We start from the raw sequence: 24,399 nt of genomic DNA, 5'->3' as shown, positions 1-24,399 counted from the left end.
ATTGTATTTACCACGCATACAGCCGTGGCTAGATTGGTGATGGTTTAACCAAAATCATTAGCTCTTCGCCTGTGAGGGTTTTGTATTCACCCGGTGCAAGTGCCGTGTCATCTAATGCTAATGCGCCAATATGGGTGCGCTGCAGTGCCTCTACGTGGTTGCCTACAGCAGCAAACATACGGCGCACCTGATGATAGCGGCCTTCATGCAATACCAGTGAGACATGTGTTTCATCATGAATGGTAAGTTCAGCAGGCAGGCAGGGTTTCTCTTCACCTTCGAGTATTAGCTTTCCATCAGAAAACTTCTCGGCTTCGGTTCCGTTTAACGGGCGATCCAGTGTCACAGCATAGGTTTTTGAGATATGTTTTTTCGGGCTGGTCAGTTGATGATTCAACTGCCCATCGTCGGTGATGATCAACAAGCCAGAAGTCTCTTTGTCTAGACGCCCGACACTGGAGAGAGCCGGTTTGCGACCTATCCAGCGTTCAGGGAAATCGGCATAAATCAAACGGCCATCTTCTTTGCGGGAGCAGACGGTATCCAGCGGCTTGTGATAGATGAGGGTGAGTCCATATGGGTGATCCAGCGGCTTTTCCATCAATAAAACCTGATCGGGGGTGACTTTCTTGGCAGGATTACTTGCAGGTTCTCCATCAATGGTAATCAAACCATCTTTGATCCAGAAGCGTACATCTTTACGCAGGCCGTAACCCAGGCAGGTGAGTAATTTATCCAGTCGTTCGGCTTTTACAGGTTTGGTATTCATTATCGTATCCCTTTGATGATCTTGAAACCATTGGCTTCGATGATGGTTTGGCATGCTCTTAGCTCTGCCTGCATCAATGTTTCATAAGCCAGTTTGCGATTGGCCACGACATAAATGCTGCCACCGCGTTTCAATTGTTGGCAGCCACGTTTCACGATATTCTTACCCAGCTCCACATCTCTTTGCTGAGCGGTGTGAAAGGGTGGGTTGCAGACAATCCAGGCCAGCTTTTCCGGCAGTGCATCATGCGTTGCATCGAGCCAGTGGGATTGCGTTTTCTGCTGCCATACGGTTGTGTTTTGTATGGCACAATCCAGTGCCAGTCGATCCGCTTCAACCAGATGAAGTCTGTCGACTTGAGGTGTTGTGCGCAGCAGATGTTCAGAAAGCAGTCCGTAACCACAGCACAGATCCATACCAGTGCCAGAGAGATTGTCGGGTAGATGATCAATTAACAGTTGTGAACCGATATCGGCATGATCCCAGCTGAATAGCCCGGGCTGAGCGATCAGTCCATGGCTTGGGATCGTCCTGACTTCTCCTGCACGCAACCACTGCGCAAGTAAGGCCGAATCCAGTGATGCTGTCTTTTTGGCCGAAAAGATGCGGCATTTCGATTTGGAACGGGAGAGTGTATTACCAGCCAATGATTGCAACGCTGACTCATAGGATTTCGCTCCGTGGTTATTAGCGCAAGCGATCAATAATGTGCCATTCGCATCAAGTGATTGCATCGCTTGTGCCATCCATGCCAAGGTCTGCTGTTTGTTTTTAGATGGTAGCAGGAAAATGGTGTCATAGGTTTCATCGAGCGCAGGTAATGTTGGAGAAACATTCAGACCTAGTTGATGAATGGCTGTATGTTCAGGCTTGAAATGCTGATGCAGGTCAAGTTGCTGGCACTTCTCTGATAGCTGTAACAACAGCGCATGGGCATGCGCATTGATAATCAATGTAGGCGCGCTCGGTCTATTGAGCGCGGCATGGTATAACAGATCAATAGCAGACATGTTGGGCACTGTATGAACTCCACTCGGCGCTGTCTACGAATAGCTACTGAGATGTTTATGCTCCAATGGATTTAAGCTGTCATGTAAGTATGGCACCGGGTTGAAACCGCTGACGAATCAGATCCTTTCTCCTAATCATCTCTTCATCGTGAAACCCCAGAGAAAGGAATCGTTCGATTTCAGGTAGTGATGATTGGCCAGTAAAGTAAGATGAAAATGCCTGACGTTTTTCTTTGCTGGCCAAGACTGTCGCTAGCGACCAATCGAGTAATCTATTGTCAGGATTGAGATGTTCGGCTGTGGATGAAACAGCAAGGAATGGTTCTGATGGGATGAAAATTTTCTCTTGTTCCAGATGTTGTGCAATTTGGTTCAACACCTGAACAGCTACGCCTCGATGACCTAATTCGCTGGCAATGCGAGTCAGGGTCATTAATCGTGGAATGGAAACGTGGATGTCTAGTAGGGAAACCATATTTATAAATGACTGTTGTAGATGTGAAAGTTTTGTTGCTGGTTGATCACTCGCTTGTGCTGAAGCGTACTGATTTAATGCAAGTTCATAAATTTCCCATCCTTCTGGGTGCTCCTCGGGTTGTTGTGATTGCCATGGATCAATTAATTCACTGGCATATGGGAAATTTGCAAGGTGTTGTTGCCACCTTGTAGTAGGACTATCACAGTTATCATCCACCTTAAGGATAAGAAAACCGTCGTCAGCAAGCTGTTTTGCTCTGTCCTCTTTACAGCAAAATAAATTGAGCAGATAGATATCTTGATGCTCATCAGGGCTGAATGGGGTGAGAATTTGTATTCCTGGCGTCAGGACGAATGAATGATAGTCCATACTCTCAAACTTTTGTATTAAGCCCTCATTGACTTGGTCTCCGTGTTTTAATTCAAACATGACTAGTGGTGAGAAGCGGGAAAAGAATTCTTGGCCACCTTCAAGAATACGTATCTCTTCACCTTCTGCATCCAGTTTGACAAAAGCAATATCCCGCCATTGATAGCTCTTAATACAGTCATCGAGGCGTTTTAATGGAACTGACTCCCTTGCGCTATTGCTAGATCCTGATGTTGAAATGGAATTTAATTCGCTGTTGGCCTGCAATAACAGTTCAGCAGTGCCTTCGCGATTGGATAGTGCCGCTTTTATCAAGGTAACCTGTTTAAAATGATTGATTTTAATACTTTCCTTGAGAAATGAAACTGTACTGTTTGCTGGTTCAAAGGCCCATAAGTGCCCTTTGTCTCCAACTAAACTGGAAAAGGTCATGCTATAACAGCCATAGTTTGCCCCAATATCCACAACTTTCATGCCCGATTTAATGATTTTTCTAATGAATATTATTTCGTCCTCAAACCAGTCTTGTTGTTCAGTTAATACATATGGAGTCATGAGATTCAGATCATTAGGCACCACAATTTGAATTCCACCATTGATGGACAGGGTAAGAGATGTAGAAATGCTTTTTACTTCTTGTTCTTGCATGTCAGTAGTGCCATCAAGCATATTGATAGTTGATGAGGCAGAATTATCGTGTGCTGATCTGGTTGGCAAGGGATCATTTTGTTGTTCTAGAGTGTTGTCTGAGGGTTGTTCGATTTCTGAAAGATCGAGGCCTTTTTTGTGGCAGGCTTCCTTGTATAGGTTTTCCAAATCATTTATAAATGGATGAATTTGTTTGACGGGAGAGTGCTGTAAAAGAATTGGCAATGATGATCGGATGATCCTTAAACCTTCTGGGTTACCTGCTAAGTTGACTGCTTTTTCAATATATTCTTGGTTACTGAAGGCGATAGTGCTTTCAAATCCAATATTTTTCAGGATTGAATATGAGACCCGATTGGCATGCTTTGCTCCAACCAGCGTAACGACAGGAACCCCCATTGCAAGAGCTTCACATGTGGTGGTGGTGCCAGTATATGGAAAGGTATCCAGTGCAATGTCGATGTCATTATATCCGAGCATATGCTCTTCCAGTGATGTGCGTGACAGGGTTGTTATCCGTGACGATTCAATGCCAAACTTTGCAAAGGCTTTATATAAATTCTTCTGGATGAGATCATAGTCACATCCGGGGAACTTTAAATGCATACGTGAATGCTTAACCTGGGAGAGGATTGAGCTCCATACTTCGACCACTTCTAGATTAATTTTGCGCCCATTATTGAACGATCCAAATGTAATATAACCTTTCTCTATACATGGTGCGTTCTCGGATCTCTTTAGATCCCAACTGACCCCGTAATTGAGAAACGTTTTAGGCATGGTTAGTAGCTTTTCAATATATTGGGTTCCATGATTTTCATCTTCACAAAAAGGATCTGTAATGTGGAAATCCATCGCCTCAAGACCTGTTGTGTTTGGGTATCCGAGATAGGATATTTGTACAGGTGCTAAGCGCAGTGCAAAAGCAGCAGTACGACTACAAGTGGTGTGGCCAGAGAGGTCAATGGCAATGTGGATATTATGCGTTCTCATGAGGTCGTGTAGGGCTTTATTGTTCATGTTTGTAATATCAAAGAATTGATCTGAATCCTCGATAAACTGTTTGGTCAAATCATCCTCTCGTCCGGAAAGATGAGCGAAGCAGTATACCTCAAACTCATCTCTGTTATGGGCAGGAATGATTTGATGCATAAAGTAGGCAACGGGGTGTCTGTAAAAATCGCCTGAGATATATGCGATGCGAATACGCCCTTGAACTTTGGGTGGTCTTATTTCAGGCACATTAGGATTGCTTTTTCCCCATTCCCTATGTAATTGAAAGTCTAATTCAGGAGAAATATTGGGGCGTCCATTGAGTGCTAAGAGCAATGCAGGTAGCACTTCGTGATCAGGATTATTTTCAGATGTGGCAAGGAGCATTTCATTTTCAAGCTTTGCTGCAGAGTCCCAGTCACAGGCCGACAGGTAGCATCGATAGGCAAGAATAAGTTCATTGTTATTTCTGGGTTGGTTTTGAAAAATATCAGAAAGTTCAATCATTTTAGGAAGGTTGCTTGAGTCTATATAACTGGCCATAAGCAGTGTCCTGACATCTTCATTGTCGGGAGCAAGTTTAATGGCTTGTTCCAATAATGGAATTGATTCCTGCGGTTTAAGTTGGTTATACAAAGAGCGTGCATACAGGAGGTGAATGGGAATGTTGTCGGGCTCTAGTGCAAGTGCTCTTTTGCATAATAGCTCTGCATCACTATACAACCCGCGCGTGTAAAGCTGGCTGATATCATTTATAAGTTTATGTGTTTGAACTTGTTTTTTGTTCATGGTTTTTTTCCTGTTTGAGAGATTAAACCAGTGTGAGCACATATTGTGCCAAAAATTAAAGTGCTCATTTTTTTCACCGATACTCTTATGTGCTAGTGTGAGAGAAAGTGGAATGAGAGAAGTTTGATAAAAATTAAAGTTGATCTTTTTTCTTCCGATACACATATAGTACAAGGGCTGAGGAACAGATCTTGTTAGGGGATAATCCCCACCGTGACAAGGCATGATGTCGTTCACGTATTAATATAACTCAAGGAGAGATACAATGGCATTAACAGTTCAAACCAATAACGCGGCAATGACCGCACTGAAAAATCTTAATACAAATAGTACCAACATGAATCAGTCGTTGAATCGTTTGTCATCTGGCTTCCGTATTAACGGTGCATCAGATGATGCATCTGGTTTTGCGATTTCATCCAAGTTGGATGCCCAGACATCACGCCTGAAAGCAGCCAGTCAGAATGCTACACAGGCAACTGCAATGGTGAAAATGGCTGATGCGGGCGTTAACGAAATTCAAAATATGGTTGTTCGTATCCAAACACTGGCAACACAGGCTTCATCTGCAAACAATGCAGGCGAACTGGTTAAACTGGATGCAGAACGCATCAAACTGGAAACTCAGATTGACAAAATCGCTGGTTCAACCAATTACAATGGCGTAAATTTACTTAACGGCATAGATGCTAACTCTGCAGCTGTCACTGGTGTTACTTTCAGTCTTGCTCAGACTACAGCGGGTACTGGTTCTGTAACGTCATTGACTACTACTGCTCCAACTGATGGTGGTGTATCCACTACTTATAGCTACACTGCATCTCAGACGAGTGTTGCTGGTGATACTCTTACCGTTGCCGGTGCTGATGGATCTGCAGGTACTGCAACTCTAACTGCTGGTGGCGCATTCACTGTAGCGATGGATAACGGGGCAACTCTAACCGGTACTGCTGCAGCTACGCTTGCAAATGCTCCTACCGCTGGTGTAACTACAGTAGTGGCTGATGTGACCGCTTCTGCTGCTGGCGCAGGTGTCTATACTTCGGCTCTGGCGTTCCAGGTTGGAGCAGACAATGATGCAGCAGGTAATAATCAGGTGACTGTGAATTTGCAGCAAAAATATACTACTGCAGGGCTTGGGCTTGCAGGAACGGCTGCAACCTCATTGACTACTCAGGCTGGTGCTCAGGCATACATCACAACGTCTAAGGATGCTCTGGATACCTTGATCACTCAGCGTGCTGATCTGGGTGCTACCCAGAACCAGCTGAGCTTTGTGCAGGCTAACCTGTCAACCAGTATCGAACAGTCCACTGCGGCTGTATCCTCTATCAGGGATGCTGATATGGCTGCTGAAATGGCTAATTTCACGAAGAATCAGATTCTTACTCAGGCTGGCACTTCAATGTTGGCTCAGGCTAATCAGGCAGCACAGAACGTATTGTCACTGTTCAGATAAGAGGCAGGATATAGCCCTCTCCCAGTGATGGGAGAGGGTTAAACCCTAAAAAGGCAAGGAGGTAAGACATGACTGCAATTCAAAACAATATCGTTCAATCTAGTCCTGTGCTTTCTTCGCTGAATGTGGGTTCTGCAAATGTTCGCCCGGTAAGCCAACCACAAGCTAGTCCGACTCCTCCGGTTCAACAGAATGTACAAAATAAAGTAGAACAGAAAGTGAGTACGCAGGATTTACAAAAAGCGATTCAACAGGCCAATGTTTCATCAGGATCATCGGGTGAATCGATTGCATTTGGTTATGAAGAGAAGCTTGGGCAACTGTTTGTTACCGTGACAGATAAACATAGCGGTGAAGTGATTCGTGAAATACCATCAAAAGACTTTATTCAACATAAAATCTTTATGAAAGAGATGGTGGGCTTATTGCTGGATAAACAGGTCTAAATTATGGCGGATACAGGAATTGGAAGCATCATTTCCGGCCAAGTGGCTGGATTTGATGTGCCTGCGGCTGTTGATGGTATCTTGGGCTTGCGCAAGTTTGAAATTAACCAATTACAACAGAGACAGGATAATCTTACAGCTAAACAAGATGCTCTTCTTTTAATTAACGATGCATCCAGAAATTTGCGGAGCACATCCATTGCGCTGGCTGATGAAGCTACATTTTTTGGGTATTCAGCTAGTCTGTCCAGTAGTTCTTCAACGGTTACTGCAGCATCTCTTGTTGATATTAGTGGCACTTCCGGTGTTTCAGCTGGACAACATAATATAGTTATAACCCAAACAGCACAGGCCGAACGTCTCTCATCATTGAGAGCAGTGAAAGATAGCGCTGGGACAGCGATTGCGGCTGCGACTACGGCGATGAATATAAGCGGTAGTTTTTTGATCGAGGGTGCTACGGTTACAGTTTCAACATCAGATTCTTTAAATGATATCGCCGCTAATATTAATCAACTCAATAGTGGGTCGTCCGCTACAGGCGTCACTGCATCGGTAATGAAAGTGGCTGATAATGATTTTCGATTAATTCTGGCTTCGGATGCTACTGGAGTGACAGGGTTTACGCTTAGTGGTACTGCTCTGGATGCAAATACGGGTGGCACCCTCTCTTCACTTCAGCTTGGTGCCGTTGGACAATCGAACGCCCATCAAGTGCTGCAATCCCCTCTGGATGCCCAATTTTCTATTGATGGCTTAAGTATGACCCGCAGCAGCAATACCATTACAGATGCATTATCCGGTGTGACCTTGAGTCTGAAACAGGCTGATCCTGCGGTTACAGTTGGTGTGAATATTAGCGTGGATCAGCAGGCTATACGTGACAACGTGCAATCCTTTATAGATGCCTATAACAGTTTACAGTCATTAATTGATGACCATTATAAGTTTGATGTGAATACTGGTTCAAGTGGTATCCTGGCAGGTGAACCGTTGCTCGCTACCATTAAAGGCAGTATGTCATCAAGTTTGCTTAAAACAGTGCCCGGACTGGCTAGTGATCGCAATAGCCTGGTGATGATTGGTATTGAGCCGGATATAAATGGACAACTATTGATTAATGAAGATCGATTCAGTACGTTTGTAGCGAATGACACCAGTGCCATTCGGGATCTGTTTGTTGCGCAAGGAAGTAGTGCTAATAATAGTCTCCAATTTCTCACAAATGGAGTGACTACCCCATCCGGATCCTACAGTGTAAATGTTACACAAGCTGCAGCAAAGGCGGCAGTAACCGGGGCAACTGATCTCTCTGGGGGGCTGGCTGCTGATGAGCTTGTTACCATTACTGATACCGGCTCTAGCAGGCAAGCCATTGTAAATTTGACTTTAGGGCAAAGCCAAGGTGCCATGATTACAGCTTTAAATGCTGAGCTCTCAGCTAATTATACGGAACAACATCAGTTATCTACGGCTTTGATTGCAAGCACGCTTCCGGCTACAGGGAGCACAAGTTTTTCAGCACTTGATGGAGTTGGAGTCGCTGCCAGTGATACCATATCAATCAGTGGTACGTTGCGCTCAGGTGTTTCAGTGAGTGGTACTTACTCCATACTCAACCCTGCTACGGATACAGTTTCTGGTCTGTTATCTGCAATTCAATCGGTTTTTAATCAGGAGGTAACAGCCAGTCTTGATGTCAACGGAAAACTTACACTGACTGATATTACAACAGGGGATTCTCAGTTGACCGTTAATCTGACCGCTAATAATGAAGGTGGCGGCTCTCTTGTCTTTGGCAGTGACACAGTTGTGACAGAAGGGCGTTATGCTTTGCCTGTGACAGCTGTAATATCTGGAAACGCCATCGCATTTGAATCTACTTCATTTGGAGCTAGTAGTGGTTTTTCTATTGCTCAAAGCGTTAACGGTTTGGGTATCGCAGATCAAGCTCTTGCTGGAGCAAATGTGACGGGTACGATCAATGGATTGGCTGCCACCGGCACAGGACAGATGCTTCTCGGTAGTAGCGGTAATGTTGATGGATTAGCGGTTCTTTATACCGGTACAGCGACAGGGGTTGTCGGTGATCTCTCTGTAGGCATTGGCATTGCTGCGGCCTTTGATGGCATACTAGATCTCTATTCAAATCCTGTTTTTGGGCTGATTCAAAACAGTATAGAGACGGATCAGACATCATTTGATGGTATCACAGCTAAAATAACCAGCCTAACAGATCAAATGGAAAGGCAGCGAGTGCTGCTCATGCAGCAGTTTAGCAGTATGCAGTCAGCTATGGCATCCTTACAGCAATCGGGAGATTTCTTAACGCAAAATATAAATGCTCAGTATGGAACGAATTAAGAACAAACTAAAATTTAATTTTAGTTTACTGAATAATAACCGATAGATATTGGTGTATGAGAGGGCGATGATCGCCTTTAAAACTAAAACGCATGGAGGCAGTATGACAGGTTATAAAGCTTATCAAGGCAATCAGGTGGATGGAGCAACTCCTTTAGGTTTGGTTCTTCTTACGTACGATGCATTGTACAAATCACTCGGCAGAGCACGGCTGGGAGTTGAAAGTAAAGATATGATGCTTGAGAGCGAACAGACAGCACGTGCGCTTGAGGCGTTGATTGAACTCTCTACCTCTTTGAATATGGAAGAGGGTGGTGAAGTAGCAGTCAACCTGGCTAGACTCTATATCTATATGAATGAACGATTGGTTAGTGACATGTGCAGTGGCTCTGTTGTGGCGATTGATGAAACCATGGCGTTAACGCAGACACTGCGTGATGCCTGGAAAGGACTGGATGATAGGCAGCGGAAGCCTGCAATGCGTTCACAGGCATCTATGGGTGGCATGCAAACTGCTACAGCGGCTTACGGCTACTAACAGTTTAGATAGAGTCTAGGAATGGCCAGAATGCGCGATAAAAGGATCTGATTTATTTAATGGCAGAATATACCATAGCTACCCAACTTGATCGTTGCGATGCAGCACTCAAATCATTCAGTCGTTGTATGAGGGAAAGGCAGTGGCAGAAGCTGCCAGCGCGTGTGGATCTAGTCAGTCGGGAAATGGAACTATTGCGCGCCAGAATGATAGAAATCCCTGACTTGGATGATGAGCTTTCGGCTCAAGTCAAATACCTTGAAATTCGTTTAAGGCGTACTCAGAGGCAATTGGCAGTGCATATGGGCGCTGTAGGTGCTGATATCGCTACGCTGAATAGTGGGATGCGTCAGGCCGATGCTGCAAAAGCACTACTAAAAAACCCATAAATATTGGGGCATATCTGTGGGTTTCTCCGCGTTTATTTAGCTAACCATATTGTATTCAACTTGGTGATTGAATCAGTTTTGGAAGTGCGGCTTTAGCTGTGCAATGCTACTGCGTTTGGCACGCTCAAAGCGGCATTCTCTACTCGGCTGTATCCGTTCCTTATGAACTGTTTGCCCCATTTTTCTTAACATTTAGCTAAAGTCCTCTTTCAGCGTGTCGATATATCAATTATGCAAGCAGTGCGATGATCGCAACTGCATATCTATGCAAGGAGGCAGTCATGGTCGGGTATCAAGCATATCAGGAAAACCAGGTAGAAGGGGCAGGGCCATTGGGATTGGTTTTGCTGAGTTATGAAGCACTGTTTAAATCACTTGGACGTACGCGTATGGCTATTTTGGCTGGAGATCTTTCAGCAGAAGCGGATCATACAAGTCGATCTATGGAGGCCTTGATTGAGCTATCCAGCAGTTTAAATATGCAAGAGGGTGGTGAGATGGCAGAGAATCTGGCTAGTTTATATGCTTATATGATGAACAGGCTTATCGAAGGATTGTGCAGTAGTTCTACCGGTCATGTTGATGAGGTGCTTAAGTTGGTGACAGAATTGCGAGAGGGTTGGATGCAGCTTTCAGTGCAGCAGAAAAAGCCGCAACACCTCGCTTTAGTGCGGAATGCGGCCTGAATAGATTTTCCCGATTTCTCATGGAGTTTAGCTGAAAATCGAATTCACAGTAGCCACGAATTAGCACGAATAAAGATTTTAAATCAGTGAGAGTTCCTGGAAGAAGGTTAATCCCCCAGGGGATACTCTTTTGAGTCAACTCAATTCACCTGATCGCGAAGTAAGAGAAGCTGCCCTGAGCATCAGTGGCTAATCAGTTAGACTGCTGTTGTTTCGCCGAGTTTATTTCGATCTGGATGCTTTCTCATCATGGCCGGACATGCCGAATCGACGTGCCAGTTCATTTAATACAGCTTCATGGGAAAGGCCTTTTTGCGCTAGCATCACCATACAGTGAAACCACAGATCAGCCGTTTCATAAATAATTTTATCAGCTTCGCCATTCTTGGCGGCGATAATCGTCTCTACAGCTTCCTCACCAATTTTTTCCAGCATCTTATCTGGTTTGGCGTACAGCGATGCCACATACGATGCATCTGCAGATTCGGATTTTCGTGTTTCCAATACTGCCGCAAGTTTTTTCAGAATATCGATATCCTGAGGTTTTGTTGAATCAGACATATCATTTACTCCAAAGGTTTTTCAATGCTTACCCAATCGTCTGCTTGGCGTTGTTTGTAAAAGCATGATTGACGGTTGGTGTGGCAGGCAGGGCCGGTCTGTTCGATTGTTAGTAAAATAGTGTCTCCATCACAATCGAGGTACATATCCAGCACTTTTTGTACATGTCCTGAAGACTCACCTTTCATCCACTGCTTTTGGCGAGAACGGGAATAGTAGTGGGCGAAACCGGTGGCGACTGTTTGTTGCACGGCTTCTTCATTCATCCATGCCATCATCAATACGCGGCCACTAGTGGCATCCTGAGCGATAGCAGGCACCAGACCGGCATCGTTGAAGGTAATGGTGTCGAGTAAACTCATGTAGAACTCCAATCCCCACAGGAGGTGGGGCGGGCGCATGCATATAAGCCCGGAAGTGAAGCATAACGACGCTTTTGCAGAACGGTCAATGCGGAAGGCAGGATGCCTGGAGTCATATCAAATGATCCTGGCGAGTGCGCGGCCGGCAGCAGCCATGGTGGCATCAATATCTTCGTCTGTATGGGCTGCTGAAACAAATGCAGCTTCATATTGTGATGGAGCCAGATAAATACCCTCATCCAGCATGGCGTTAAAATAACGACCGAAGAAAGCAAGATCACAATGCTTGCTGACATCATCACAGCAGGTGACTTCATCAAGATCAGTAAAGAAAATGGTAAACATTGCACCGACCTGATTGGCCACAGCAGGTACGCCTGCTGCTTTGCATCCTGCTAGTAAACCTTCCACCAGACGGGTGGTTTTGGCTTCCAGTGCATCATAAAAACCGGGCGCCTGCAGACGGGTCAGTGTTTCAAGACCTGCACGCATAGCCAGAGGGTTACCGGACAAGGTACCAGCCTGATAAACAGGACCGTCTGGAGAAATTTGACGCATGATCTCTTCACGACCGCCATAAGCGCCAACAGGTAAACCACCACCAATAATTTTACCCAGACAGGTCAGATCAGGCATAATGTTGAATCGCTCTTGCGCACCACCGGCAGCCACGCGAAATCCGCACATCACTTCATCAAAAATAAGCAGCGCACCTTCAGCATCACAAATGTCACGCAGTTGTTGTAAGAATCCATTTTCATACAGTTTCATTACACCGGTATTGCCGGGTACAGGCTCCACAATAATACAGGCGATTTCATCTTTATTTTCAGCAAACAGTTGTTTGATTGCTTCAATATCATTGAATGCAGCAGTCAGTGTTAACTTGGCATAATCAGCAGGTACACCGGCGGAATCAGGTTCGCCAAATGTGGCTGCGCCGGAACCAGCTTTGACCAGAAAACCATCGGCATGACCGTGGTAGCCACCGTCAAATTTGATGAATTTATCACGTCCAGTGAATCCGCGTGCCAGTCGTAATGCACTCATGGTGGCTTCAGAACCGGAGTTCACAAAACGGATCACATCAATTGAAGGCACCATATCAATAACCAGTTTAGCCAGATCAATTTCCAGTTCACATGGAGCGCCAAAACTCATGCCAAGCGCTGCGGTTTCCTGTACACCTTTAACCACATCCGGGTGGGCATGGCCGAGAATCATTGGTCCCCATGAACCGACATAATCGATATAAGAATTGCCATCAACATCCTGCACATAAGCACCACTGGCCGAAGCGAAGAAACGTGGTGTGCCGCCTACCGATTTAAATGCGCGTACTGGTGAATTGACACCACCGGGTAATATTTTTTTAGCTTGATCGAAATCGATTTGTGATTGCTGGATGTTTGGCATGGAAAGTCCTTGGGTTTTAGTGTGGCGCGACGTTAGAAAGTGCGTTGAAGTATGTCAATCGTGTTCCTGTTAAAAATAGAAAACAAGGTTCAATTTTTTTACACTTCAAACGTCGGATTTTCCAGTCATGATTGTATAGGTATGTCTGTGAGGGAACACCAAAGCGTAAATATAGAGTCGCTGCGATTGATCGGGCCAGAAAGGGTTACGCTGCCGCGTGGTGAGTCTTAGAGAATTGTTTGAATAGGCCACCTAAATGCCCGGCAAAAAGGGCCTCAGCATATAAACGATGCCGGTCACAATGAAAATCATGATCAGATTTAATCGGATACCGGCTTTTACCATGCTGTGCATGGGCACACGATCCGTTCCGAATATGATGGCATTGGGTGGTGTAGCAACCGGCAGCATGAATGCACAGGATGCTGCCAGCGTAGCAACAAGCAAAGTGGATGTGATATCCAGTCCACTGGCAATACTTGCAGCGGCAAGGATCGGCAACATCACCTGTGTGGTGGCAGTATTGCTGGTGATCTCAGTCAGGAAAATAATGATACAGGCGATACCGAGCATCATTAGCACTAAGGGCACATCACCAAGAAATTCAAGTTGCCCACCAATCCAGCCTGACAGACCGGAATGTTGCATGCCGTAAGCCAGTGCGAAGCCACCACCGAGTAGCAGTACAATATCCCAGGGTAGTTTTCTGAATGAAGCTGTATTCAATATTGGACCATGTTGTTTGCTGCGAAACAGGAATAACAGGCTGGCCATCAGAATAGCCACGGTGCCATCATCAATGCCCTTGTAAGGCAATAGCCCTGCCCACCCGGGGATGTCAAAGCTGTCCGTTTGAATGCCCTTGCGGCTCATCCACAACAGTGCCGTGATGGTGAGTACCCAACCAACCATCTTCTCTTCGAAACGCATGCGGCCAAGTTCAACGAGGGAATGATGGAGTGCTGCACCATCAGATGGTTTCCATGGTAATCGAGAGAGCTGCGGCCCTAACACTGCGAACAGTACAGCCAGTCCGACAATGACCATCGGTATGCCGATCATCATCCATTCCAGAAAAGAGGGCACAGATTCTGGAGCATAGAGACGTATGTTTTCTAAAAATACCAGATTAGGTGCTGTACCAACCGGTGTGCCCATGCCACCAATATTGGCGGAGTAGGCGATGATTAATAAAAAGCTGGTGGACATGGGAGCAATATCCTCAGCTTTATGATCATCCATCAATCGCTGCAGTAGTGGCAGGGCGATGGTTACCATCAACATGGTAGTGGCGGTATTGGATATCCACATGGATAAAAATGCGGTAGCACCTGCAAAACCCATGGCTAGCTGTAGGGGGCTGGCATGTAATCTGGCCAGCATGTTCAGGGCAATGCGTTTATGCAGGTGTGTGTTTTCCATGGCTTGTGCAATGAGGAAGCCACCAATAAATAGAAAGATGATGCTGTTAAAATAATGCGGGGCAATCTCTTTGCCAGTGGCAATACCGAATAGTGGAAAACAGACCAGAGGAATAAGTGCGGTCAAAGCTAGTGGTACGCATTCAGAGATCCACCAGATGGCCATCCACAACGCAATGCCAAGCATGGCAGAAGCTTGCGGTTGATCAGGGATTTCTATCATCGTAGCACAAATCAGGGCAATGGCGGGGCCACTGATGCGGGCCAATATTTGAGACCCGTTCAAAACGGTCGTAAACCCGTGTGGTTGCCCTCAAACAATGCGCTTATCCACCTGTTTTGCGAGCAGATACAACAATGCATCTACCCAACAGCATTTGCAGGGAATTGATTTGACTGATGATCGGGGCGTTATGTGTATCCAATGTATGGTATCGATTGCGCTCTTTTCTCCATACCAGTGCGCCGATGATCCGTATTGGTAAATAAAATAGCACAAGCCAGAAAATGGAAGGAAACTGGATTTTATCGACGTTGAGCTTTGGCATATCAAAACCTACGCTCATCAGCGCATGTGCCAGGTAAGGATAAGCAATCGGCGTGATATGGCCACCGGTACTTTCAATCGCCGTTTCACCGACATGCAATGGTCCGAACATGCTCCAAAAACCATTGGTAAGAAAACGCATGCGTGATTTCATATTCAATATGTTGGGGGTGGTGAGAACAATCACACCGCCCGGTTTTAGTATCCGATGAACTTCACGCACAATGGCGCGGTAATTCTCAAGGTGTTCGGCAACCTCTGTAAATGTAACCAGATCAAAACTGTTATCTGCATACGGTAAAACGCCGTCATTGAGGTCAACGATATCAACCTTAACATCATCCAAGGCCATAAATTCATCGGTATAATCGCAGGCAGAGCTGGTGAGATTATACTGCATGCGCATGCGACGGATTAAATTTCCGGTGCCGCTGCCAATGTCGAGATGATTGCCGGTAATGTTCGGGTAGTTATTTTTCAGGTTAGTCAGCGCGCCTTCCAGCGTAGCATCGTGACTAAGTGTGTTGTCATCAAGGTTTTCATGCATGCAGTGAAGCTAGCGTGATGATTTGATGCGTCCATATCCTTGTTACTGAATCGGAACATTTAACGGGTGCTCGCAAAATTTCATTGGATGGTTACATTGTTAATATATGATGCTGAACAGGTCTCGCAGAATGTGCTCATGGGCGATGTAGATTGGGCTAGCCGATCCTGTTGAACAACCGTGATGGCTACAGAGGCGTTGTATAATGATGCAGCGGGAGGAAATAGTTTATGAAAATAACCCATCTTGATCACTGTGCAGAGCAGGGATTATCGCATGATGCAGAGATTGTGAAAAAGATTCTATTCCACGAAAATGAACTGCCAGCTTCGGTACGTTTGTCGCATGCCGTGTTCAAGCCCGGTCAAAAGGCTTCTGCACACAGCCATGATGATCTGTATGAAATTTTTTATGTCATCGGCGGTTCAGGTCTGTTTCGCATTAACGAAGATGCATATCGGGTCACTACAGGTAGTTGCATGCGGATTGATCCGGGAGAGCTGCACGAAGTGATCAATGATAGCCATGATGATATGATAATGATCTATTTTGGCTTGGCTCAGTCTGAAGGAAATATAGCGTAAACAGGTTAAAACTACTGCCAAGGGTGTCAGATAATCGTTATAAAATGCTAAAAGCTTTTACCGCAAAGTACGCAAAGTAGAGACAACCACCGATGCAACCTCATCTCTTACTCTCTGGTTAGCTTGGTTATGACGTTATTAGAGCTCAACACCATCAAGTAGTTGCCGGATAGTGGTGCTTAAATCGACGATGCTGAATGGTTTCATCAATATATGCTGACTTCCTTCTTTACTAACTACCAGTTGCAAGGAATTGGTCATGTCATAGCCGCTGATGAACAGAACTTTCAAACCAGACTTAATTTGCGCTAGTTTTTGAGCAACTTGAACACCACCAATGTTAGGCATAACCACATCAAGCAATACCAGATCAATTTCATGGGCATGATCAGTAAAAACGTTGACTGCATCACGGCCATCAACAGCTGTCATGGTTTTGTAACCGAGGCTTTGCAGTACATCGGCTGTGGTATCGCGCACTGACTGTTCATCATCCACAATAAGGATTCGCTCTCCGTGGCCGAGAATCACCTCGCCTGCATCATCATCCGCAGCGGCTACCACTGTTGAATCTATAAGGGGTAACAAAATACACATTTCAGTACCCATACCTGCAGCACTCTCCACATCAATAGCTCCGCCGTGGCTTTTTACAGACCCGTAGGTCATGGATAGTCCAAGCCCGGTGCCTTCGCCCGTCGGTTTAGTCGTGAAGAAGGGTTCAAAAATATGTTCAAGGTGTTCCTCACTGATGCCGCAACCATTATCTTTGATGCACAAACGTGCGAAACCGCTGGCAGTAGGGGAGAGATTATCGTGACGGGCTTGCAGCGCCGCGTCATTAGTCAGCATGTTCAGGTGGGCAGATATGCTCGGTTGATCACATTCCTTGGTGGCGTGAATGGCATTATTAATAAGATTCATAATGATCTGATGCAATTGTGAAGCATCGCATTGTACCTGCATCTCTTGTTGGCAGACCTCGAATGTAAAATTGATTTTTTCAGGCACAAACAGATGCATCTGTTTCATAACCTCTTTGATATAACCGGTAAGTGGGGTGATTTTTTTGACCAATAAATCATTACGGGCAAAGACCATCAATTGAGAGACCATGTCCGCTGACTGCATGGCCAGTTGCTCAACATTGGATATGTGTCGAACAACATCCGGTATGGTTTTTGCTTTTGATTTGGCCAGATAGAGATTGCCGGTCATGCCGGCTAAGGCATTATTGAAATTATGTGCAATGCCACCCACCAGTGTGCCGATGGCCTCCATCTTCTGGGCCTGAATAAATTGATCTTCCATCTTTTGTAGTTCGGAGAGGTTTTCCTGAATGCCAACGTAATGGGTGATGTTATCGTGAGTATCGCGCACTGGGGAGATTGTTAGCATGGCGGGATAAAAGCTGCCATCTTTTCTGCGGTCTGTGATGCGGCCTTCCCAGACGTTTCCACTGGCGATGGTCGCCCACATCTGTTTATAGAAAGTGTTATCATAATTGCCGCTTTTAAGGATGCGCGGCGATTGACCGATAGCTTCGCTGGCGCTGTAGCCGGTGATGCGGGTAAAGGCCGGATTTACATATTCAATGATGCCGGCTTTGTCCGTGATGACGATTGATTCACCAGTCTGTTCAACACAGGCTCTGATCTTGTGTAATTCAGATTCGGCTTTTTTACGCTCGCTGATATCGCGAATAATGGCAGTGAAAAAATATTGATTGTCTTTTTGCCATTCCGAAATACAGACTTCAAGCGGTATTTCATGACCATCTTTATGGCGGCCATGAAACTGATTCACCTTTCCTAAAATCAGGTTGCCTTCGACGCCTTCTAAATGGCGAGTGAAGCTGAGCGTATGGGCCTGCTGGTATCGCTCTGGCATGATCATCGTAATAGCATTATCTGTGCATTCATCTTCGGCATAGCCGAAAATTCGGCACGCACCATGGTTCCATTCAACGATATTACCTGCCTTGTTGATGGTTATAATAGCGTCGGGAGCAGTGCTAAGCATGGTGCGTAAACGGGTTTCGGAATCTTGTAACTTCGCTTCGGATTGACGTCGTGCGTTAATCTGCAGTTGCAAGGCCTGGTTATTCTCATCGAGTTGGCTGTTCAATGTATCCAACGCTGTATGTGAGGATCTGAGTCGGAATATAAATTGCAGCACAGCGATCATTAGAAATGCCAACAGTGCCACGAAGATATAGATGCCATTAGAGAGGTTTTCATAGTGATTCATGTCAGTGTAAATCAGCTTTTGCAGCAATGTTTCCATCTGCATGGTCTCATCAATGATATTGTTATACACTTGATCGAAGCGATTATCGATCGGCGTGCCGATGCCGCTATGTTGTTTATCTTTGATTCGCAGTTGGGCGATGCTGCGTAATTGCTGAAGATCAGACATCACGTGTTGGCTTTGATGCCCCAATTCAACATTATCCACAGAGAGGTGAAACAGGCGGCCATTGTGCAGTGCTTCATGCTCATCTGCCTCGCTCAATATGCCGGCAAATCCTTTAGCATGATCGAAGTGTGGCCATGCTTTATCTGGACTGGTATTACTTTCCAGTGCTTCTTCGAGCCAGATATGAAATTCTGCAGTATGTGCTCTGGTCTCGATGGTGGCCTCAAGCAAAGGGTGGTAATGCTCAATGGTGTGATGTTGGATGGCACTTAAATAAATTAAAGAAGCCAACAGCATGCCAAACAGCATCACAACCAGACCCCATAAGAATCGCAGTTTGATAAAAAATATCGGTGTTGCCATTGCTGTCTCCTTAAATCAGTGAAACATCATGAACGGTTAAAGCATGTATTATGCCATAATGAGGGTTTAACGGGGCCTTATTTTTCAGTCTTTAGTATGCGGGATACGAATTCTTCAATTATGGCACTAAATATGCTCTCTTTTTATAGACTAGGGGGAATGAATGTATGCGGCTTGATTCGAATTCACCTGATCGTGCCTTTAAACATGAACAGGATGGCAACAGATTGCGTGCACTGTTGAATAATATGTTGTTTGATGTGCATAGTAAGCTTGGTAAAACAACCAATTTAAGTATTACCCTGTTGATCGTTGTCAGTGTATTTGTCTCCATGTTTGGTACCTTGAAAGGGCTGGACGCCGTAGATGTCCAACGGATTCAGCTGTTGGAGTTCTGGGTGACCGTTGTATTTGCGGTGGAGTTCTTAGCCCGTTGTTATTCCGCTAGAAATTTACGTGCCTATCTGTTCAGTTTTTACGGTGTCGTCGATATGTTGGCGATATTACCGATGTTGTTGATCGGCGATCCCAATATTGCCATTAGATTATTACGCATCGTTCGGCTGCTTAAACTGGTGCGTTATCTGCGTTCGATGCGGTTATTTATTTCATCGATGCGCGATACACTGGAAATGCTGGCCATGGTGTTTGGAGGCATTGCGCTTGGTGCAGTGTTAGCAGGCAATATTATTTATATGATCGAACCTGAAACATTTTCGAGTGCCTTTGAAGGGGCGTGGTGGGGCATCGTGACGATGACTACGGTGGGTTACGGTGATGTGGTGCCACATACGCTGGCCGGACGTGCTATCGCAATTTGCCTGATGGTGGTCGGCATTTGCATGTTTGCGGCGGTTACAGCGGTAGTCTCGGTTAAAATTGCGCGCAGCCTGCACCATGGTGTGAAATGTGAAGCTTGTGGAAAAGGTATTGCGCCAGAATTTCCTTATTGTCCATATTGTGCGACTAAGCAGGATCAGGAAGAGATTAATCATGAAACTAAAAACTAAAGTTAACCGCTTAACGATTCTAATAACCCTTGTTTTGGCACTATTGGTGAGTGCTGTTGTTTCAGTCCTGATTCGTGATTACGCCGAAAATCAGGCTCGCAAAGAGGGGTTAATTATTGTCGAGATGGCAAGGATCGGTTTATTGCACTCTATGCAGGAGGGTATGCTGCTTGCCGATAATAAGGAGCATGTGCGCGATGAAATCAGTCGTTTGTTTGATGAGTTTTCCAAAATCCCTCAATTGATTGAAATGCGGGCCTTACGTGGTGAGCTGGTTAATCGTCAATATGGAAAGCGTGCCGCGCAGGGTCAAATTGAAGCGGTTGAGAAAAGAATGCTCAATTCGGGGAAGTCTTCAGAAGAGATTGAAGTGAATGAAAACGGGATCAAGATTTACCACTATAATGGCCCCTTGATTGCATCATCTCATGGCGCCTTGAATTGTATGAAGTGTCACGATGCCGCTGAAGGTGATGTGCTAGGCGGGCTGTCTGTGCAGGTGGATTTGAGCGATGCTGAAGATGCGATCAAATCAGCTATTTATCAGTTGATTGCACTGCTGTTGTTTGTTGGTGTTTTGTTTGCTTTTGTTATGCGCAGAATATTTTTACCAATGATGGATATTGTCGGCCAGATTACATCCGTGTTTAGTAAGGCCAGACATGGTGACTTTTCACAGCGCATTGCATATGAGTCAAATGATGAGATTGGTGATATTTCAACTAGCACAAACCTTTTGATGCAGTCGCTGGAGGATCATATTGGTGCTATTGCGCGAGATATCGAAGGCTTGACCGGTGAAATGTTTAACGACAGCAATCTGGAACCTATGCAGCACATGGCCAACGTTGTACATAATCTGACATCGGCGGTGCGTTTCAAGGAGGAGATTGAGGCGGATAGAAATCTTGAAGAGGTCTATGAACATTTTCAGCGTATTTTATTGCATGATTTTGGCATTGAACAGTTTGTATTGTATGAAATATCCTCATTGAGAAATAGAAGTGTACCTGTTGCCTCGGCAGGTTTACCTGATGGACTTGAGGGTTGGTGTTCATCGGATGTGATGGAAGATGCACAGGCATGTAGAGCCAAACGTAGTGTGCGTATGGTGGATTCTCGTAATGATCAGGGAATCTGTCCGCCTTTCTGTGCCGACTGCAAAGAGTCTTGTGTTGGCTTGCGGCATATCTGTCTCCCAGTGCTCAATTCAGATGGTGATGGTGTAGTGCTGCAGATTATTTTTGATGTGACCCAACAGCCTGATATTGAGAAAAAAGTATCTCTGCTTGAATACTATTTGCGTGTGGCGGCGCCAGAAATCGAGGCCAAGCGTCTGATGCGCAGTTTGAAAGAATCATCGTTACGTGATGCACTGACCGGTATGTATAACAGGCGTTTCCTCGAAGAGTTTACCATGAGTATGGAGGCATCTGTCAGCCGCCGTAATTCATCACTTGGTGTGTTGATGTGTGATATTGATCTGTTCAAACAGGTCAATGATAAACGTGGCCATGCCAGTGGAGATCAGGTGTTGGTTGAAACCGCGGCCATTCTAAAGGATGCAGTCAGGGCCAGCGATCTTATTGTACGTTATGGTGGAGAAGAGATTGTTGTGCTCTTGATGGATGCTGATGAAGTTCGCTCACATGAAATTGCAGAGCGTATCCGCAAAAATATTGAAGCCTTTGAAATGAAGGATGCTCAGGGCAGTTTTAGCATTACCATGTCCATCGGCATGTCGATGTATCCGGCTAATGAGAGTGATCTGTCCGCTTGTATTGGTCTGGCTGATACCGCGCTTTATGAGGCTAAGGAGTCTGGTCGCAATAAAGTGGTCCGTTATGAACAGGTGGAAACCTGATCCGACCAAATTGCTGTATCATTTTCACACAGTGTGATCTTGATCACTTTATGATGGTTGGCTGATCGTAGCTTTCTGGTTATAGACACCAAAGGGTATGAAGAGGAGATCACTATGTTTGAAAAAATCAGCAAAGAAGAAAAACAGAGCGCTGAAAGTGAAAATAACGTAACGCGTGTGACTCATACATTCCCACGCCCTCTATTTAGCGATAAACATCAATCACCTTCTCCGGTTATGTCGATTCCGGCTTGATCTGTGTTGCTGAACGGATGTCTTTTTCATTAAACGTTCGTTTCTGCCTGCTGCTGGCACCAGGCACTCAGGCGTATTTCCAATAAGTTCAGTTCGCCCCATAGCTTTCAATGCATCTCTAAGTAGTGGCCAGTTTTTAGGGTCGTGATAGCGCAGCAGTGCTTTGTGTAGATCACGCTGTTTTTTGCGTTTAGGAGTGAATACCGATTCACTCTTTCTGGTAATTTTTCTAAGCGGGTTTTTACCCGAATAATACATCGCACTGGCGGTCGCCATCGGAGATGGCAGAAAGGCTTGAACCTGATCCGGTCTGAATTGATTGGCCTTCAACCAGAGGGCCAGATTTAACATGTCCTCATCGTTAGTGCCGGGGTGTGCCGCGATAAAATATGGGATCAGATACTGCTTTTTACCGGCCTTTTGCGAGGCTTGGTTAAACATCTTTTTAAAACGATCAAAACTATCAATGCCGGGTTTCATCATCTTGGAAAGTGGTTCATTTTCCGTATGTTCCGGTGCTATCTTCAGGTAACCTCCCACGTGGTGGGTAGCCAGTTCCTGGATATATTCCGGTGATTCAACGGCCAAGTCGTAACGCAGCCCTGAGGCGATGAAGATACGTTTAATGCCGCGTATGGAGCGCGCCCGGCGATAGAGTTTAATCAGTGGATTATGGTCGGTATTGAGATTGTTGCAGATGCCGGGGAATACACAGGATGGTTTGCGACAGGCTTCTTCAATCTCGGTAGATTTACAGCTCAAGCGATACATATTGGCGGTTGGTCCACCAAGGTCTGAAATGGTGCCGGCAAAGCCCGGCGTCTTGTCGCGAATTTGCTCAATTTCATGGATAATTGAATCTTCTGAACGGCTCTGAATGATGCGCCCTTCATGCTCGGTGATAGAGCAGAACGTACAGCCGCCAAAACAGCCACGCATGATATTGACCGAGTGTTTGATCATCTCATAAGCAGGGATGCGTTGATCACCATAAGCCTTGTGCGGTAGTCGTGAATAAGAGAGGCCGAATACGGCATCCATCTCGGCTGTAGTTAATGGAATAGCGGGTGGGTTGAGCCAGACATCACGTTCACCATGTTTCTGTACCAGGGCGCGCGCATTACCCGGATTGGTTTCCAGATGCAGCAGACGTGATGCATGGGCATAAAGCACAGGGTCAGCTTTGACCGCTTCAAACGAGGGCAGGCGAATGACGGTTCTGGCCCGATTCAGTTTGAGATGCGAGATGGGAATATGGATTTCATTGTTGTTTTGGGTTGCTTGAGCGCTGGATTTTGTGGCGCAATCGCTGCCATCATCAGGTTTAGCTATGGCATAAGGGTCGATGTGTTCAATCAGTTCACCGGGTGTATCGACGTCGGTTGAATCGAGTTCCGACCAGCCGGTGGGCACATCACGGCGCATCAAGGCCGTGCCACGAATATCCTGCATCGCCTTGATCGATTCACCGGCAGCCAAACGATGTGAAATTTCAATGATCTGTCGTTCGGCATTGCCGAAGACCAACATGTCCGCTTTGGAATCGGGCAACACAGACCGGCGTACCGTATCCGACCAGTAATCATAATGCGCAATGCGGCGCAACGATGCTTCGATGCTTCCAATAATAACGGGTACACCTTTAAAGGCTTCTCGGCAGCGCTGAGCATAGACTGTCACGGCACGGTCAGGGCGTTTGCCTGCAACTCCGCCCGGTGTATAGCTGTCATCGGAGCGAATGCGTCGTTCTGAGGTGTAATGGTTGACCATCGAATCCATATTGCCAGCCGTAACACCAAAATAGAGATTGGGTTTACCCAAAGTTCGAAAGTCATCAGCCGATTTCCAGTCTGGTTGGGCGATAATACCAACCCTGAATCCCTGTGCTTCGAGCACACGCCCGATCACGCCCATGCCAAAACTCGGGTGATCCACATAGGCGTCACCACTTACGATAATAATATCGCAACTATCCCAGCCGAGCTGTTGCATCTCGGCTTTATTCATGGGCAATTGCGGAGCAGGCCGCAAATCAGGCCGATATTTCGGCCAGTCCAGAATCGATTGTGTTTCAGGTGTGAAAGGGGAAGTCATGTCGCAAACGCTATCATCA

20 protein-coding genes are annotated in these 24,399 nt (G+C 45.7%); 10 read left to right on the top strand and 10 right to left on the bottom strand.

Annotation, left to right across the window (positions count from 1 at the left end; translation table 11 throughout):
* Positions 1 to 28: 28 nt before the first annotated feature.
* From D8Y20_RS03545 to D8Y20_RS03535, 3 genes are all read right to left on the bottom strand, one after another.
* Positions 29 to 769: a pseudouridine synthase gene (locus D8Y20_RS03545; RefSeq protein ID WP_121541665.1), complete on the bottom strand. Its 741-nt coding sequence runs from the start codon at positions 767 to 769 to the stop codon at positions 29 to 31.
* A complete protein-coding gene (locus D8Y20_RS03540; protein ID WP_121541664.1) occupies positions 769 to 1,779 on the bottom strand; it encodes a methyltransferase in 1,011 nt (336 codons plus the stop codon). Before D8Y20_RS03540 ends, D8Y20_RS03545 begins: the two co-directional genes overlap by 1 nt.
* Before the next feature lie 79 nt (positions 1,780 to 1,858).
* Positions 1,859 to 5,056, bottom strand: coding sequence for an FkbM family methyltransferase (locus D8Y20_RS03535; RefSeq protein WP_161957570.1), 3,198 nt, complete (start codon positions 5,054 to 5,056; stop codon positions 1,859 to 1,861).
* Between the two features lie 265 nt (positions 5,057 to 5,321).
* Between D8Y20_RS03535 and D8Y20_RS03530 the strand changes: the two genes are divergently transcribed.
* The 6 genes from D8Y20_RS03530 (at position 5,322) to fliS (D8Y20_RS03505) (ending at position 10,938) form a co-directional block, all read left to right on the top strand.
* Entirely contained in the window at positions 5,322 to 6,515 is a 1,194-nt protein-coding gene (locus D8Y20_RS03530) for a flagellin (protein ID WP_121541662.1), read from the top strand.
* Positions 6,516 to 6,583: 68 nt separating this feature from the next.
* Positions 6,584 to 6,961: a flagellar protein FlaG gene (locus tag D8Y20_RS03525; RefSeq protein ID WP_201265514.1), complete on the top strand. Its 378-nt coding sequence runs from the start codon at positions 6,584 to 6,586 to the stop codon at positions 6,959 to 6,961.
* A 3-nt stretch (positions 6,962 to 6,964) separates the two neighbouring features.
* Complete coding sequence (fliD, locus tag D8Y20_RS03520) at positions 6,965 to 9,325, top strand: flagellar filament capping protein FliD (protein ID WP_121541661.1); 2,361 nt, start codon at positions 6,965 to 6,967, stop codon at positions 9,323 to 9,325.
* Positions 9,326 to 9,428: 103 nt separating this feature from the next.
* Positions 9,429 to 9,863, top strand: a complete 435-nt coding sequence (gene fliS, locus D8Y20_RS03515) for a flagellar export chaperone FliS (RefSeq protein ID WP_121541705.1) — start codon at positions 9,429 to 9,431, stop codon at positions 9,861 to 9,863.
* A gap of 59 nt (positions 9,864 to 9,922) precedes the next feature.
* A complete protein-coding gene (locus D8Y20_RS03510; RefSeq protein ID WP_121541660.1) occupies positions 9,923 to 10,252 on the top strand; it encodes a hypothetical protein in 330 nt (109 codons plus the stop codon).
* 281 nt (positions 10,253 to 10,533) lie between these two features.
* Positions 10,534 to 10,938 carry a flagellar export chaperone FliS gene (gene fliS / locus D8Y20_RS03505; RefSeq protein ID WP_121541659.1) on the top strand — a complete coding sequence of 135 codons (405 nt, stop codon included), beginning with the start codon at positions 10,534 to 10,536 and terminating at the stop codon, positions 10,936 to 10,938.
* Between the two features lie 222 nt (positions 10,939 to 11,160).
* Here fliS (D8Y20_RS03505) and D8Y20_RS03500 read toward each other — a convergent pair whose 3' ends face one another.
* The 5 genes from D8Y20_RS03500 to D8Y20_RS03480 all read right to left on the bottom strand — a co-directional run bounded on the left by D8Y20_RS03500 (position 11,161) and on the right by D8Y20_RS03480 (position 15,792).
* Positions 11,161 to 11,499, bottom strand: a complete 339-nt coding sequence (locus D8Y20_RS03500; RefSeq protein WP_121541658.1) for a phosphoribosyl-ATP diphosphatase — start codon at positions 11,497 to 11,499, stop codon at positions 11,161 to 11,163.
* 5 nt (positions 11,500 to 11,504) lie between these two features.
* Entirely contained in the window at positions 11,505 to 11,861 is a 357-nt protein-coding gene (gene hisI, locus D8Y20_RS03495; RefSeq protein ID WP_121541657.1) for a phosphoribosyl-AMP cyclohydrolase, read from the bottom strand.
* 117 nt (positions 11,862 to 11,978) lie between these two features.
* Positions 11,979 to 13,277: a glutamate-1-semialdehyde 2,1-aminomutase gene (gene hemL / locus D8Y20_RS03490; protein ID WP_121541656.1), complete on the bottom strand. Its 1,299-nt coding sequence runs from the start codon at positions 13,275 to 13,277 to the stop codon at positions 11,979 to 11,981.
* A gap of 252 nt (positions 13,278 to 13,529) precedes the next feature.
* On the bottom strand, positions 13,530 to 14,984 hold the full coding sequence (locus tag D8Y20_RS03485) for an SLC13 family permease (RefSeq protein WP_201265513.1): 1,455 nt from the start codon (positions 14,982 to 14,984) through the stop codon (positions 13,530 to 13,532).
* 40 nt (positions 14,985 to 15,024) lie between these two features.
* Positions 15,025 to 15,792: a bifunctional 2-polyprenyl-6-hydroxyphenol methylase/3-demethylubiquinol 3-O-methyltransferase UbiG gene (locus D8Y20_RS03480; protein ID WP_121541655.1), complete on the bottom strand. Its 768-nt coding sequence runs from the start codon at positions 15,790 to 15,792 to the stop codon at positions 15,025 to 15,027.
* 230 nt (positions 15,793 to 16,022) lie between these two features.
* On the opposite strand from D8Y20_RS03480, the gene D8Y20_RS03475 reads away from it, so the two are divergent.
* Positions 16,023 to 16,376, top strand: coding sequence for a cupin domain-containing protein (locus D8Y20_RS03475; RefSeq protein WP_121541654.1), 354 nt, complete (start codon positions 16,023 to 16,025; stop codon positions 16,374 to 16,376).
* Positions 16,377 to 16,514: 138 nt separating this feature from the next.
* Here the strand turns inward: D8Y20_RS03475 and D8Y20_RS03470 are convergent, their stop codons facing one another.
* Positions 16,515 to 19,157: a PAS domain-containing hybrid sensor histidine kinase/response regulator gene (locus D8Y20_RS03470; RefSeq protein ID WP_121541653.1), complete on the bottom strand. Its 2,643-nt coding sequence runs from the start codon at positions 19,155 to 19,157 to the stop codon at positions 16,515 to 16,517.
* Between the two features lie 167 nt (positions 19,158 to 19,324).
* Between D8Y20_RS03470 and D8Y20_RS03465 the strand changes: the two genes are divergently transcribed.
* The 3 genes from D8Y20_RS03465 (at position 19,325) to D8Y20_RS13580 (ending at position 22,286) form a co-directional block, all read left to right on the top strand.
* The gene (locus tag D8Y20_RS03465) at positions 19,325 to 20,167 is read left to right on the top strand and encodes an ion transporter (protein ID WP_121541652.1); all 843 of its coding nucleotides are present in this window, start codon (positions 19,325 to 19,327) and stop codon (positions 20,165 to 20,167) included.
* Positions 20,151 to 22,031 (top strand): diguanylate cyclase, encoded by a 1,881-nt coding sequence (locus D8Y20_RS03460; protein ID WP_121541651.1) that lies wholly within the window; start codon positions 20,151 to 20,153, stop codon positions 22,029 to 22,031. Before D8Y20_RS03465 ends, D8Y20_RS03460 begins: the two co-directional genes overlap by 17 nt.
* 114 nt (positions 22,032 to 22,145) lie before the next feature.
* Positions 22,146 to 22,286, top strand: a complete 141-nt coding sequence (locus tag D8Y20_RS13580; protein WP_153232653.1) for a hypothetical protein — start codon at positions 22,146 to 22,148, stop codon at positions 22,284 to 22,286.
* On the opposite strand, the gene D8Y20_RS03455 is transcribed toward D8Y20_RS13580, so the two are convergent.
* A complete protein-coding gene (locus D8Y20_RS03455) occupies positions 22,254 to 24,380 on the bottom strand; it encodes a YgiQ family radical SAM protein (RefSeq protein ID WP_121541650.1) in 2,127 nt (708 codons plus the stop codon). The genes D8Y20_RS13580 and D8Y20_RS03455 overlap by 33 nt on opposite strands.
* Between the last annotated feature and the right edge of the window lie 19 nt (positions 24,381 to 24,399).

It is taken from the genome of Mariprofundus sp. EBB-1, from assembly GCF_003665155.1.
Taxonomy (GTDB): Bacteria; Pseudomonadota; Zetaproteobacteria; order Mariprofundales; family Mariprofundaceae; genus Mariprofundus.
The sequence above is the reverse complement of the archived record's forward strand: the minus strand, read 5'-3'. Positions and strand labels throughout refer to the sequence as shown.